We start from the raw sequence: 13,079 nt of genomic DNA, 5'->3' as shown, positions 1-13,079 counted from the left end.
GTCTTCCTCCTTAATTTTCTTCAAGCTTAGTTTTGAGTTTTTCTAATGCCATTTGTGCAGCATGCTGTTCAGCTTCTTTTTTAGAACGGCCTGTACCGATTCCCAGTTCTTCTCCATTGAGGCAGACCCTTGAGACGAATTCACGGTTATGGGCAGGTCCTTTCTCATGAAGGATCCCATATTCAATCACGCCTGCACTGTCCCTTTGGACAAGTTCCTGCAGTTGGCTTTTAAAATCCATCACATGAGAAAAAGCACCGGAATTGATCTTCGGATAAACGTTCTTCTCCAAAATATTAAGAACCTTTTCCAGTCCTTGGTCCAAATAAAGAGCACCGATAAATGCTTCAAATACATCTGCCAGCAGGGCAGGGCGTTCTCTTCCGCCTGTCAACTCTTCCCCTTTACCAAGGAGGACGAGCTGGCCGAATTTCAACTCATTTGCAAAGGTAACCAATGAAGGTTCGCATACAATGGCAGCCCGAAGCTTAGTTAATTCTCCCTCACTCATGGTTGGATATTTTTTATAAAGGAATTGCGACACTGTCAGTTCCAGCACTGCATCACCAAGGAATTCAAGACGTTCATTATCTTCATAAGGTTTTTTCCGATGCTCATTCACATATGATGAATGCGTGAAAGCTTGTCTTAACAATCTTTCATTAGTAAATTGAATATCGTGTTCACGTTGGAACTCCTTAAATCTTTCATCAATGATCTGCATTGATTGTTTATCCCTGTTTCTTACTTGTTTCCGCATTGGGCCTCCACCTTGCTTTTTATGATTACTATAATTTTTTAAATAAAATATTGATTTCCACCGCATTATTATCCAGCGTTCCTAACAGGGGTTTTCCTATCAAAACGGCCGCAGCTTAACACCTTGAATGCGGCTTGCTCCAATAAAGAGATTGATGCCTGCCGGCTGCAGGAACCGGAACGGCTCCATTGTTCCCTCAGGAGACAGCCTGGCTGTCACTCTCTTCAAAACTTTCGGCTGCCGGCTGATCGGTTGATGACTTCAACCTTTAAAGGGCATGTTTTTGCTTACCTACATGTTTACATACTATTTTAGTTTATGACAAAACCCGCGAAATCGCAAAGTTTGTTTACAACGGATCACAGCGCTTGAAAATGTTGATATTTCGAAAAGACCTTATAAAATATGCCTTTATACATCAGTAGAACCACGTTAAAGAACGATCCTGGTGAAATCCAACATAAGCACCTTTTCCGAACGGAGAAGCAATACTAAGAAAGTATTATAAAAATAAGAGGTTGTTCTTGAAGAGGCAGACACCTTGCTGAAGGGGATTCCGGCAGCTGACCGCTGCCGGAATCCCCTGTTCAGGACTCTGTGCCATAACTCTTCAAAAACAGCCTCTTAAAAGGAACAAGCGCTCCGCAATACAGCGGAGCACTAAAAATCGATTAGCCTTTGTTATTTATGTAGTTCACAGCGTCACCGACTGTTGCGATTTTTTCTGCATCATCATCAGAAATTTCCATGTCAAACTCATCTTCAAGTTCCATAACCAATTCTACTACGTCTAGTGAATCAGCTCCCAGGTCTTCTTTGAAAGAAGCTTCAAGAGTTACTTGAGATTCGTCAACTCCAAGACGGTCAACGATAATCTTTGTTACGCGATCTAGTACTTCTGCCATTCTTGTCACCTCCCCTCAAGTAATTATAGTAGATTTCATTGAATAATCAAGGACCGTTTCTTGATTTTCGATTCTTGTAATAAAAATGTATTACTAAGGATCGCCATTATTCAAAGAGTAAAGTGATTTTCGCTCCAGCCGCGTGACTCCGCGGGGCGGGCGGTGAGCCTCCTCAGCTTCGCCTGCGGGGTCTCACCTGTCCCGCTAATCCCGCAGGAGATCACGCACCTTCCGCTACAATCAACAAGACAAAACATTAAAAGTGATAATCAGAGAGAGACACCGCCCCTTTATTAAGTTACATGACCATTCCGCCGTCTACATGCAGGGTCTGCCCTGTCATGTAGGTAGAGTCTTCCGATGCCAGGAAGCTTACCACTTTAGCGATGTCCTTTGCTTCTCCAAAACGGCTCAAAGGAATACCCTTAAGCATTTCAGTTTTTACATCTTCGCTTAGTTCATCTGTCATGTCGGTTGAGATGAACCCGGGAGCCACTGCATTCACTGTGATGCTCCTTGCCGCAAGTTCCCTCGCGGATGTTTTGGTCAAACCGATTACGCCTGACTTGGCAGCAACATAATTTGCCTGTCCGGGATTGCCGCTCACACCGACAATGGAAGAAATATTGATGATTCTGCCGCTCCGCTGTTTCATCATTTGGCGGCTGACTGCCTTGGTGCAAAGGAACACACCTTTTAAGTTTGTATTGATGACCTCATCCCACTCATCTTCCTTCATTCTCATCAAAAGGTTATCCCTGGTGATTCCGGCATTATTGACAAGAATATCAAGTGAACCGAAATGAGAGATTGTTTCCTTTATCATAGTCTGGACTGATTCACTATCCGCTACGTTGCACTGGATGGCAAAGGCATCTCTGCCCATTGCTTTAATTTCATCGGTCACTTCATTGGCTTTCGCTTCACTGCCAGCGTAATTTACAGCGACGTTCGCGCCTTGGCGTGCAAGTTCAAGGGCAATCTCTCTCCCAATCCCTCTTGAAGCACCGGTCACCAATGCCGTTTTCCCTTCAAGATTCATTGTGCAGCCTCCTTCAGTTTCTCAATCGTTTCTCTAAAGCTTTCTTCATTGCTTATCGAGTAGGTATTCACCCTTCGATTCACTTTCTTGATTAATCCTGAAAGAACTTTTCCAGGGCCGATTTCAATGAATGTATCCACACCTGCATCGAGCAGCTCCCTGACTGTATCTTCCCAAAGGACCGGCGAATATAATTGTTCGATTAAACGCTCCTTGATTTCAGCTGCTTTTGTCATCGGCTTGGCGTTAACATTAGCGATGACAGGCACCTCTGCATCCTTTATCGCGATTCCGCTAAGGACAGCGGAAAATTTTTCAGCAGCCGGCTTCATCAATGAAGAATGGAAAGGACCGCTGACCTGCAAAGGAAGCACACGTTTCGCCCCCTCCTCTTTGGCTAGGTCAGAAGCAAGTTCAACGCCCCTGAAAGAACCGGAAATGACAATCTGCCCCGGGCAGTTCAGGTTAGCCAGTCCAACGTGGTTGCCCTCTGCAGAGATTCTCTCCGTAATGTCTGCCAGCTTTTCACGATCCATGCCAAGGACCGCCGCCATTGTACCTTCACCGGCAGGTACTGCTTCTTCCATATATTCTCCACGCTTGCGGACCGCATACACTCCGTCCTCAAAAGAAAGTGCACCAGAAGCCACCAATGCGGAATATTCACCAAGGCTGTGACCTGCTGTGAAATCAGGTTCGATCCCTTCCTCTTTCAACAGCTGAAGAAATGCGATGCTCGTAGTCAGCAGAGCAGGCTGAGCGTTCTCTGTTAAAGTCAGTTTTTCTTGCGGCCCTTCAAAAATCAGGTGTGATAGGTCAAAATCCAGCTTTTTATCCGCAGAATTGAAGTATACTGAAACCTGCGGGAATTTTTCCGCAAGTTCTTTTCCCATCCCGGCTTTTTGTGAACCCTGTCCAGGAAATACAAATGCTATTTTCCCCATTGTAGAACTCCCCTTCCATTATGATTAATTCTTTTCTTCCATTACCGCTGCCCTTATCGTTTCAGAAACAGAATGGCCGACCATCTGCCTTGCCTGTCTCACCGCATTGAATAACGCGTTTGAATTGGATGAACCATGGGCTTTTATCACCGGTGCATTCAAGCCAAACAGCCCCGCTCCTCCATATTCTGTATAATCAAGCATGTTTTTCAGGTCTTTCAGGTCATTCTTTACAAGGCCGGCGGCAACTTTGTTTTTGAATGATGATGTCAATGTGGTTTTCAGCATTGAAAAAATGGATAAGGCAGTTCCTTCAATAGTTTTCAACACCATATTCCCAGTAAACCCATCTGTAACCACCACATCAGCAGCGCCCTCAAGAAGGTCGCGTGATTCCACATTTCCGATGAAATTCACCCCGGAATCCTTAAGCAGGGAAAAGGCAGACCGAGTCAGCTCATTGCCTTTTTTCTCTTCTGTTCCGATATTCAACAGACCAACTCTGGGATTGGCTATTCCTCTTACCTTTTCAGCATATATACTGCCCATGATGGCATATTGCGTCAAATGCTCAGGCTTGGCATCTGCGTTCGCACCAAGATCCAGCATCAGAAAGCCCTTTCCATCCAGTGTGGGCAGGGTAGGCGCGAGAGCAGGGCGCTCAATCCCTTTGATTCTTCCGACTATAAACAACCCAGCTGTCATCAAAGCGCCAGTGTTTCCAGCTGAAATGCAGGCATCAGCCTTCCCATCTGCCACAGATTGAGCCATCAGCACCATGGATGCCGTTTTCTTACGCCTGACTGCTCTTACAGGTTCATCAGTTCCAAGGATCATTTCAGTAGTATGTACTATTTCAATTCGTTCATGGCTGCCGATTTCCGCTTTAATCTTTTCCTCATCGCCAAACAAGATGATTTCAACGTCATTAAATTCATCCACAGCCCTTTTTGCACCAAGGACAATCTCTCTTGGAGCATTGTCTCCGCCCATTGCATCAATGGCTATCTTCATTGTCCATCATCCTTTTCAGTATCATTGGAACGATACATCTCGAATTCGCCGGCAAATACTTTTTCACCGCCGACATAACTATTCACTTCCACAATGGTACGTTCTTTATGTATATCGGTTACCTTCGCTTTAGCTATGACCCGTTCACCTTCTTTAACTGGCCTGGTGAAGCGGATCTGGGATTTAGCCGTCAAAGCAAGCTCGTCATTGATCACCGCAACGGCAAGTGAGTTTGCCTGTGCGAATAAATGATGCCCCCGTGCTATCCTATTTCGTTTAAACACATGATCAGCCTTCACATCAAAGATGGATATGGCATTCCGGTCAAGGTCGATATCAATGATTTCCCCGATAACTTCCTCAATAGGAAGGGACTTCACCTCATCCTCAAACGTTTTTTCTGCAACATGCTTGATTCTCTCCCTTAATTCAGGGATGGAAAGTTCCATGCGGTCCAGCCTGATTGTCTGGACACTGACACCAAAGCGTTCAGCCAATTCTTCATCTGTGATAAAAGGGTTTTCCTTTATTGTATCCGACAAATGCATCTGCCGTTGTTTTTTTGTAGGTCTCATAATATACACCATCCGCTACTAGTACTAGGTACTAATAGTAGTATATAATTAAAAAAATCAGATTGCAAGCATCTGCAATCTGATTTTCAATCCAATTTCTCGCCTTGCAGGACCCCTGTTTGTTCCAGGAAACCTCTCAATTCAGCATACTCAGGGTCTTGCCAGAACCGCTCTCCTTGTATCAGGTTTTGGGCATCGTTCCTAGCAACTTCAAGCGCCCGGTAATCATGGATCATATCAGCAACCTTGAACTCCGGAAGCCCGCTTTGCTTCTTCCCGAAGAAATCACCGGGTCCCCTCAGCTCAAGGTCTTTCTCGCTCAACTCGAATCCATCGTTCGTTTCAGCCATGATCCGCATCCGTTCTTTCCCCACATCAGTTTTCGGGTCAGCCAGCAGGATACAGTATGATTGGCTGCTCCCTCTTCCCACGCGGCCCCTTAACTGATGAAGCTGTGAAAGTCCAAATCGTTCTGCATCATAGATCACCATCATTGTGGCATTGGGAACGTTCACCCCTACCTCTACCACGGTTGTGGAAACCAGGACTTGAATTTCATTCCTGCTGAAGTCTTTCATCACTTCATCCTTTTCATCTGAATGAAGCCTTCCATGCATTAGACCTGTTTTATATCTATTCTGGAAGTAAAATTCGAGCTGCGCATGAACATCAATGGCATTTTGTACATCCAGCTTGTCCGATTCTTCTATTAGAGGGCAGATTACATAGGCTTGTCTGCCTTGAGAGAGTTCCTTTTCCATAAAACCCAGCACCCGTTCCAGCTTATCCTGTTTTGCCCAATAGGTTTCGATGGTTTTTCTGCCTGCAGGCATTTCATCGATAATTGAAACATCCATCTCCCCAAACACAGTAATGGCAAGAGTCCTTGGAATAGGGGTTGCAGTCATGAAAAGGACATCCGGACTTTCTCCTTTTTCCCGGAGGACCCTCCTTTGCTGAACGCCAAAGCGATGCTGTTCATCCGTGATGACCAGTCCAAGGTTTTTGAAATTCACCTCTTCCTGAATCAATGCATGGGTACCGATCAGTACATCAATCTCGCCTTCTTGCAGTTTTTCCAGCAGCAGCTTTCTGCGCTTCCCTTTTACTGAGCTTGTTAAAAGGGCTGTATTCACCCCTGCAGTTCCAAGGAGTTCACTTAAAGACTCTGCATGCTGCTCGGCGAGGATTTCGGTAGGCACCATCAAGGCCCCTTGATATCCTGCTGTAATAGTTGAGAACAGGGCGATCGCAGCGACCACCGTCTTGCCTGACCCAACATCTCCTTGCAAAAGCCTATTCATCCTGTAAGGGGATTTCATATCTGCAGAGATTTCATTAACCACCCTTTTTTGGGCATCCGTCAAAGGAAAAGGCAGGCTGTTGATGAATTCTTTGATCTTATTCAGATCATAGTTCTGAGAAATTCCGTTTGAATGCTCCCTCTCAAACTTTCGCAAAGCCTGCATCTTGAGTTGGAAAAGCAGGAATTCTTCATAAACCATCCTTCTTCTTGCCTGCTTCAAACTGCTGGGGGCAGCTGGGAAGTGTAGGTTGAAAAGAGCTTCCTTCCGGTTGAGCAGTTTATACTGTAACCTTAATGATCCGGGTAAGTTTTCTGGTATATCATTGCCGTAATCCTCAAAAGCCGACCTGATGAATTTCCGTAATGTCTGATTCTTCACTGAACCCTTCAGGGAGTAAACAGGTTCAAAGTCTCCTTTAGCCGTATGTTGTCCAAGGGAATACTGCTGGACAGTGATGATCTGCCGGTTTTTATCCCATTTCCCAGTGACAGTGATAGTATCCTGCAGGTTCAATTTCTTCTTTAAATAAGGCTGATTGAAAAAAGTCGCCTGGATAAGATAACTGCCGGACAACAGACGGACATTCAGCCGGGACTTCTTTTTCCCATAGAACATCAAGGAAGGGGCAGAGTGGATTTTCCCTTCAACGGTTACCCGTTCATCATGCTCTGCCTCCGCCAAGTCTTTAAGACGGTAGTCTTCATACCTGTAGGGAACATACTCAAGGAGATCTCCGACTGACCCAATACCCATGGTGGATAACTGCACTGCTGTCTCATCACCGATCCCTTTTATGTCTGTTACCGGTATTGCAAATAAATCAGTCACCTTTATTCAATGACACTCCAAAGATTTTCGCCTCCAGTTCACGCCCTGTTGGAGTTGCCGCCAATCCGCCCTGCGCTGTCTCCCTTAAAGCTACAGGCATTGTCTGTCCGATTTTGTACATTGCGTCGATAACCTCATCACATGGAATGCGGCTTGTGATGCCGGCTAAAGCCATATCAGCCGCGACCATTGCATTGGCCGCTCCCATTGCATTCCGCTTCACACACGGAACTTCAACAAGTCCTGCCACAGGGTCACACACAAGGCCCAGCATATTCTTCAAGGTGATGGCCATTGCTTCTGCACTTTGACTTGGTGTCCCCCCGGCGATTTCGACAATTGCAGCTGCCGCCATTCCGGCTGCAGAACCAACTTCTGCCTGACAACCGCCGGCTGCTCCGGAAATGGATGCATTATTAGCCACGACAAAACCGAAAGCACCTGAAACAAATAAAAACCGAACCATTTCTTCCCTTGTCGGATTGAGTTTTTCCTTCACTGCAAAGAGCGTACCGGGTACGACACCGGCAGAGCCTGCGGTTGGTGTTGCGCAAATAGTACCCATTGCAGCGTTCACTTCATTTGTAGCAACTGCCTTACTGACCGCATCCAATAAAAATTGACCGGAAAGATAATTTCCCTTTTCAATATATTTTTGAAGAAGGACTGCATCTCCCCCGGTTAACCCCGAATGAGATTTCACTCCCTTAAGGCCCTTTTCAACCGCTTCCTCCATCACAACAAGGTTTCTTTCCATCTGGGAAAACACTTCGTCCCATGTCTTGTTCTTATAGTCCATTTCCTGTTCTATCATGATATCGGATATTTTTTTGCTGCTGCTTTCAGCAAGTTCAATCAATTCTGCAACATTTCGAAACATAGTAAAGCTCCCTTCATATTTTCATGAAAGCGCTGTCACCTTTTCAGTGATTAATCAGCAATCATGGTCACTTGAGTAACATTTGTTAATTGTTTTAATTCATCTATCACTTTGTCGTCTATATTATTTTGATCGATTTCTATGGTCATGAGTGCCATTTTCCCGACTTCTTTCCGTGAGACGTCCATGTGGCCAATATTGATTTCATGTTTGGCCAGTACTTGTGAAACAGCTGCGATCGCCCCAAAGCGGTCCTCATGAACAACAAGGATTGCCGGATGGTGGCCAGTAAGCTTTAATTCAAAGCCATTCAGTTCTGTCACCTCAATCTTCCCGCCGCCGATCGATATACCGACGAGTTCCATATCACTTTCAGCATCACCAAGACGGATCCTGGCTGTGTTGGGATGATCCGTAACAGCATCTTCTTCACGGAATTTGATTCGAATTCCTTTTTCTTTTGCTATATTCAAGGAATCTTTAATTCTTTCGTCAAAAGTATCATAATCCATCAGGCCGCCAACTATGGCTACATCTGTCCCATGGCCTTTGTACGTTTTAGCAAAGGAACCATAGAATGAAATTTCCGCCCATTCAGGGTCCTTTCCGAAGAGATTCCTTGCAACACGTCCGATTCTCGCTGCTCCGGCAGTATGAGAACTGGATGGACCTATCATAATTGGTCCCATGATATCAAACACACTTTTATATTTCATTGCCTGCTCCCCTTCCCCATCAATATCTATCTTCTCTATTCTTTCATTTAATGTACTGTAATCCGTCTACTCCCTATAATAACATGACTTTTAAATACTGACATCTGTTACCGCTGCTGTAAGAAAACATTCCTTATATAAACAGAAATAGAAGGGGCATCCCCCTTCTATTCGTTGAAATTATTCTATTGAGAAAATAAAGGAATAGAGCGGCTGCTTCCCATCATGGACCTCTACTTCCACCTCTTCAAATTCTGCTTCTACAAATTCTGAAAGTGATGCAACATCTTCCTGCGCAGCATCCTCACCGTAAATGATCGTCAGGATTTCAGAGTCAGAATCAAGCATCTCCGTCAAAAGCTTCTTCGCCGTTTCAAGGCGTTCCTTGCCTGTCACGACAATTTTGCCCTCTGATATTCCCATGAAATCATCTTTTTCGATACTCAGTCCGTCGATATTTGTATCTCTTACGGCAAATGTGACCTGTCCGGTTTTCACAAAACTTGAAGCATCTGTCATGGACTTCTGGTTATCGGATGTTCCCACAGACGGATTGAATGCAAGCAATGCAGCCATGCCCTGAGGAACGGTTTTGGTCGGAACCACGACGACATCCCCTGATATCACTTCTGCAGCCTGGTTGGCGGCCATAATGATATTTTTATTATTCGGCAGGATGATGACTTTCTCTGCATTTACTTCTTCTACCGCTTTAACAATATCCTCTGTGCTTGGATTCATTGTCTGCCCGCCTTCGATGACATAGGTTGCCCCTATACTGCGGAACAGTTCGGCAATTCCTTCGCCCATTGATACGGTAACGATCCCGTACTCTTTTCTTTTAGTGGATTCAGCGCTTTTGTCAGCTTTTGAATCCAATTGATGCGAAGTTTCATTCATTATCGTGCTATGCTGCTGGCGCATGTTTTCAATTTTCATATTGATCAGGCTGCCATATTTTTGACCATAGCTCAAAACATCACCAGGCTGTTCTGAATGGATATGTACTTTGGCAAGTTCCTCATCACTGATGACAAGAAGGGAATCACCGTATGCACTTAAATCATTCCGGAAATCCTCCTCTGAAAAGGTTTCTTTACCTTCCTCAAAGCGAACCATGAACTCTGTGCAATAACCAAACTCTATATCTTCGGTATTCATGAAGCCTTGTACATTTTTATGATGTTCCGCGCTAACGAGCTCATCCATTGAAGGCAGTGACGCATAATCTGAAACTTGCTCTCCCTTTAACTCCGCAAGGAATCCTTCATAAACGAGCAGCAGCCCTTGACCGCCGCTATCCACTACACCGACTTCCTTCAATACAGGCAGAAGGTCAGGGGTCCTGTTAAGGGAAGCCCTGGCTTCTTTCACCACTTCTTCCATCAGCGAAACGATGTCGCTTTCAGTCGGGGCAGTGCTCACTGCCTTTTTGGCTGCATCCTTAGCAACTGTAAGAATCGTACCTTCAACCGGCTTCATAACCGCCTTGTAGGCCGTTTCAACACCTGTCTGAAGCGCCTCGGCAAATTCTTCACTGTTCAAGGCTGCTTTATTTTCAATTGATTTACCAAAGCCCCTGAACAATTGTGATAAGATAACACCGGAATTCCCTCTCGCTCCCATTAACAGGCCTTTGGATAAAGCACCTGCAACTTTCCCAATATGCTCCTGCACATTATTTTGAACTTCCTTTGCTCCGGAAGTCATGGATAAGTTCATATTTGTTCCAGTATCACCATCAGGAACCGGAAATACGTTTAAAGCATCCACCATCTTTGCGTTGGCTGCCAGATTGTTGGCACCCTGAATGACCATTTCCGCAAAACGCTTTCCTTCCAAAGATGTAATTGACACGAATCTTCCTCCTCACTACGGGTTCGTTACACGAACACCCTGAACAAAAATATTTACTGAATCGACCGCCAAGCCGACGGTTTTGTTAAGAGTATACTTGACCTTTGACTGTACGTTGTGAGCGATTTCAGAAATTTTGGTTCCATAACTCACGATGATATACATATCAATATGTACTTCTTCCTCTTCCTGGCGAACGATAACACCCCGAGTGAAGTTCTCTTTCCGCAAAATATCAGTTAAACCGTCTTTGATTTGATTCTTAGAAGCCATTCCGACAATACCATAACAGTCGATAGCAGCTCCACCTGCAATCATTGCAATGACATCATTAGTTATATCAATTTGCCCGAACTTCGTTTTCATTTCGATGGACATGATTGTTCCCCCTTCTAATACATGCTTGGCTAAAAACATTTTACTATATCTATCTTATTTTTAAAAGCCAAAGTAATGACAAAGGACGTTTTAAGCATCGTTCTGGTAATTTATCCGAGTGGCAATGATGATGCTTTTTATAGTATTAACCCTTAACGAAAGGTGATTATACATTTTTCTTTTGAATTAATTTCCCGTCCCGCATGCTGCCTCACGGATAGCTTCGGGAAAACTCCCCAAATCCAAGTTCGGGTTTGCCGAGTTTCCCTCCTGCGCCTGCCGGATTCAGGCTGCCCGGTTCCGCACTTGGCTGCGTCAAGTATTTTTTCTTGATATCTTTTTGTAGAAGTCTTGCATTGTTTGAGGTTGTATGATAAATTATTAAAGTATCTTTTATGACTATGTTGAAATGTGAAACAACTGATATTGTTTCAGCTTCTTTTATGAGGAGGGAATACCATGCCAAAACAATGCGTAGTAACTGGCCGTAAAGCTCGTTCGGGCAACGCTCGCTCCCATGCGATGAACGCTAATAAGCGTACTTGGGGCGCTAACTTACAAAAAGTTCGCATTCTTGTAGATGGAAAACCAAAACGTGTTTGGGTTTCTGCAAGAGCTTTGAAATCTGGTAAAGTTGAACGTGTATAATGTTCATTAAAGAGACATCCTGACTGGGTGTCTCTTTTTCATTATGTTTGTTTTCCTTTGAAAAACAAGAACTCGCTGCAGACCTGGCAGTCCCTTTCAATGCTCTTCGACGTTTTCCAGGGAACATTGAGTATAGATCAAGGATGTCATAGATCCAAAAAAAAAATAAAAAACGAGGCTGGACATAACCATTCTATTAGCGTCTATAGCCGAATGCTAATTTCACTTAAGATTGAATTCAAAAAGCCGAACTAATCTAGAATGCTAAGATAGCATTTCTAAAACAGTTCGGCTTTTTTAGTTACTGAAAAGCTATTGTCGCATCCTCGTTCAAAAACATTATTCTTTTTTAAATGTCCCAAGCATCGCTTTTACCAGTCCGCCCAGAAACTTGGGCAGTTTAATTGTATAGAATTTCATCAACAGTCCCTCCCCGTCAATCTAAAAAACCTGCTGTCTCGCTTGAATCGGTATTAGTATATTCAAACGATGAGTTTGAGTACGCATTGCTGCAAGTTAGATAAGTTAAAAGTGCCTAGTCATGACTTCTTATCATCATTAATATGCCGGATGAGAACGAAAAAGTACCGGATGGCTGAATAAGTTCGTTACTTATACATAGTGTCGAGCCCAATGATATATTCCTGTCTTGAAGCTCATACTTAAAACCACTAAGTGTCAGCCCCTCCACTTCCGGCGTCAACGGCAAAAATGATATATACTTGCTGTCACTCTTCTCTTTTAATGTATATTCACCGGGAGGAACAATTTGAACTTGATTCTGAATATCGATGATTTCAATCTCGATGGAGGGATGAAGGTTTTCTTTCTTTCCAAGCATCTGGATATTGGCCAGAAAGTGGTCGGCCCTACCCCCTGTAGCGCCAAACACCCTGATGGCTTCAGGACCTTGTTTTATCGACCAGTTCAGGGCAAGTTCCATATCCGTTTCATCTTTTTCCGGCAGATAGCGGTTGATTTGATCTGTTTTTTCTTCAATCAGCTTCCATTCATCCTCATTAACGGAATCAAAGTCCCCAAAGGCCATATCTGGTTTGATCCCTTGATGAATGAGCCTGAAAACCCCATGGTCCACACCGACCCAAATGCTGTTTTCATCATTGTAAATTTGAAGGTCAGGGATGAATTCTTCCGGCCCGCCGCCAAGTATATTTATTTTCATATACACACCTCTGTATCGTTTAATATGTCCTGCAGCCTTTTA

The 13,079-nt window shown here is 44.3% G+C and carries 16 protein-coding genes; 1 reads left to right on the top strand and 15 read right to left on the bottom strand.

Annotated features, from left to right (window positions below; all coding sequences use genetic code 11):
• Positions 1-10: 10 nt before the first annotated feature.
• From rnc to D3H55_RS24045, 13 genes are all read right to left on the bottom strand, one after another.
• Positions 11-760: a ribonuclease III gene (rnc, locus tag D3H55_RS05585; RefSeq protein ID WP_119545931.1), complete on the bottom strand. Its 750-nt coding sequence runs from the start codon at positions 758-760 to the stop codon at positions 11-13.
• Between the two features lie 99 nt (positions 761-859).
• Positions 860-988, bottom strand: coding sequence for a hypothetical protein (locus D3H55_RS25170; protein ID WP_276310204.1), 129 nt, complete (start codon positions 986-988; stop codon positions 860-862).
• A gap of 443 nt (positions 989-1,431) precedes the next feature.
• Positions 1,432-1,665, bottom strand: coding sequence for an acyl carrier protein (gene acpP / locus D3H55_RS05580; RefSeq protein ID WP_006838176.1), 234 nt, complete (start codon positions 1,663-1,665; stop codon positions 1,432-1,434).
• Between the two features lie 298 nt (positions 1,666-1,963).
• Positions 1,964-2,707 (bottom strand): 3-oxoacyl-[acyl-carrier-protein] reductase, encoded by a 744-nt coding sequence (gene fabG, locus D3H55_RS05575; protein ID WP_119545930.1) that lies wholly within the window; start codon positions 2,705-2,707, stop codon positions 1,964-1,966.
• A complete protein-coding gene (gene fabD / locus D3H55_RS05570) occupies positions 2,704-3,651 on the bottom strand; it encodes an ACP S-malonyltransferase (protein WP_119545929.1) in 948 nt (315 codons plus the stop codon). The genes fabG and fabD overlap by 4 nt, the downstream gene beginning before the upstream one ends.
• Positions 3,652-3,675: 24 nt before the next feature.
• Positions 3,676-4,665, bottom strand: coding sequence for a phosphate acyltransferase PlsX (plsX, locus tag D3H55_RS05565; RefSeq protein ID WP_119545928.1), 990 nt, complete (start codon positions 4,663-4,665; stop codon positions 3,676-3,678).
• Positions 4,662-5,240: a transcription factor FapR gene (gene fapR / locus D3H55_RS05560; protein WP_119545927.1), complete on the bottom strand. Its 579-nt coding sequence runs from the start codon at positions 5,238-5,240 to the stop codon at positions 4,662-4,664. Before fapR ends, plsX begins: the two co-directional genes overlap by 4 nt.
• 86 nt (positions 5,241-5,326) lie before the next feature.
• Positions 5,327-7,375: an ATP-dependent DNA helicase RecG gene (recG, locus tag D3H55_RS05555; RefSeq protein WP_119545926.1), complete on the bottom strand. Its 2,049-nt coding sequence runs from the start codon at positions 7,373-7,375 to the stop codon at positions 5,327-5,329.
• Positions 7,368-8,255, bottom strand: a complete 888-nt coding sequence (gene sdaAA, locus D3H55_RS05550) for an L-serine ammonia-lyase, iron-sulfur-dependent, subunit alpha (RefSeq protein ID WP_119545925.1) — start codon at positions 8,253-8,255, stop codon at positions 7,368-7,370. The genes recG and sdaAA overlap by 8 nt, the downstream gene beginning before the upstream one ends.
• A 50-nt stretch (positions 8,256-8,305) precedes the next feature.
• The gene (gene sdaAB, locus D3H55_RS05545) at positions 8,306-8,971 is read right to left on the bottom strand and encodes an L-serine ammonia-lyase, iron-sulfur-dependent subunit beta (RefSeq protein ID WP_119545924.1); all 666 of its coding nucleotides are present in this window, start codon (positions 8,969-8,971) and stop codon (positions 8,306-8,308) included.
• Between the two features lie 180 nt (positions 8,972-9,151).
• Positions 9,152-10,828: a DAK2 domain-containing protein gene (locus D3H55_RS05540; protein WP_119545923.1), complete on the bottom strand. Its 1,677-nt coding sequence runs from the start codon at positions 10,826-10,828 to the stop codon at positions 9,152-9,154.
• Between the two features lie 15 nt (positions 10,829-10,843).
• Positions 10,844-11,206: an Asp23/Gls24 family envelope stress response protein gene (locus tag D3H55_RS05535; protein WP_119545922.1), complete on the bottom strand. Its 363-nt coding sequence runs from the start codon at positions 11,204-11,206 to the stop codon at positions 10,844-10,846.
• 211 nt (positions 11,207-11,417) lie between these two features.
• The gene (locus D3H55_RS24045) at positions 11,418-11,672 is read right to left on the bottom strand and encodes a hypothetical protein (RefSeq protein WP_168412974.1); all 255 of its coding nucleotides are present in this window, start codon (positions 11,670-11,672) and stop codon (positions 11,418-11,420) included.
• On the opposite strand from D3H55_RS24045, the gene rpmB reads away from it, so the two are divergent.
• A complete protein-coding gene (gene rpmB, locus D3H55_RS05530; RefSeq protein ID WP_113929855.1) occupies positions 11,666-11,854 on the top strand; it encodes a 50S ribosomal protein L28 in 189 nt (62 codons plus the stop codon). The two genes, D3H55_RS24045 and rpmB, sit on opposite strands and share 7 nt — an antisense overlap.
• Positions 11,855-12,193: 339 nt before the next feature.
• Here the strand turns inward: rpmB and spoVM are convergent, their stop codons facing one another.
• Positions 12,194-12,274 (bottom strand): stage V sporulation protein SpoVM, encoded by an 81-nt coding sequence (gene spoVM / locus D3H55_RS05525; RefSeq protein WP_006837352.1) that lies wholly within the window; start codon positions 12,272-12,274, stop codon positions 12,194-12,196.
• 115 nt (positions 12,275-12,389) lie between these two features.
• Positions 12,390-13,037 (bottom strand): thiamine diphosphokinase, encoded by a 648-nt coding sequence (locus tag D3H55_RS05520; protein ID WP_119545921.1) that lies wholly within the window; start codon positions 13,035-13,037, stop codon positions 12,390-12,392.
• Between the last annotated feature and the right edge of the window lie 42 nt (positions 13,038-13,079).

This window comes from Bacillus salacetis, from assembly GCF_003581585.1.
Lineage (GTDB): Bacteria > Bacillota > Bacilli > Bacillales > Bacillaceae_B > Rossellomorea > Rossellomorea salacetis.
Note: the sequence above shows the minus strand (reverse complement) of the source record. Positions and strands in the feature narration are given on the sequence as shown.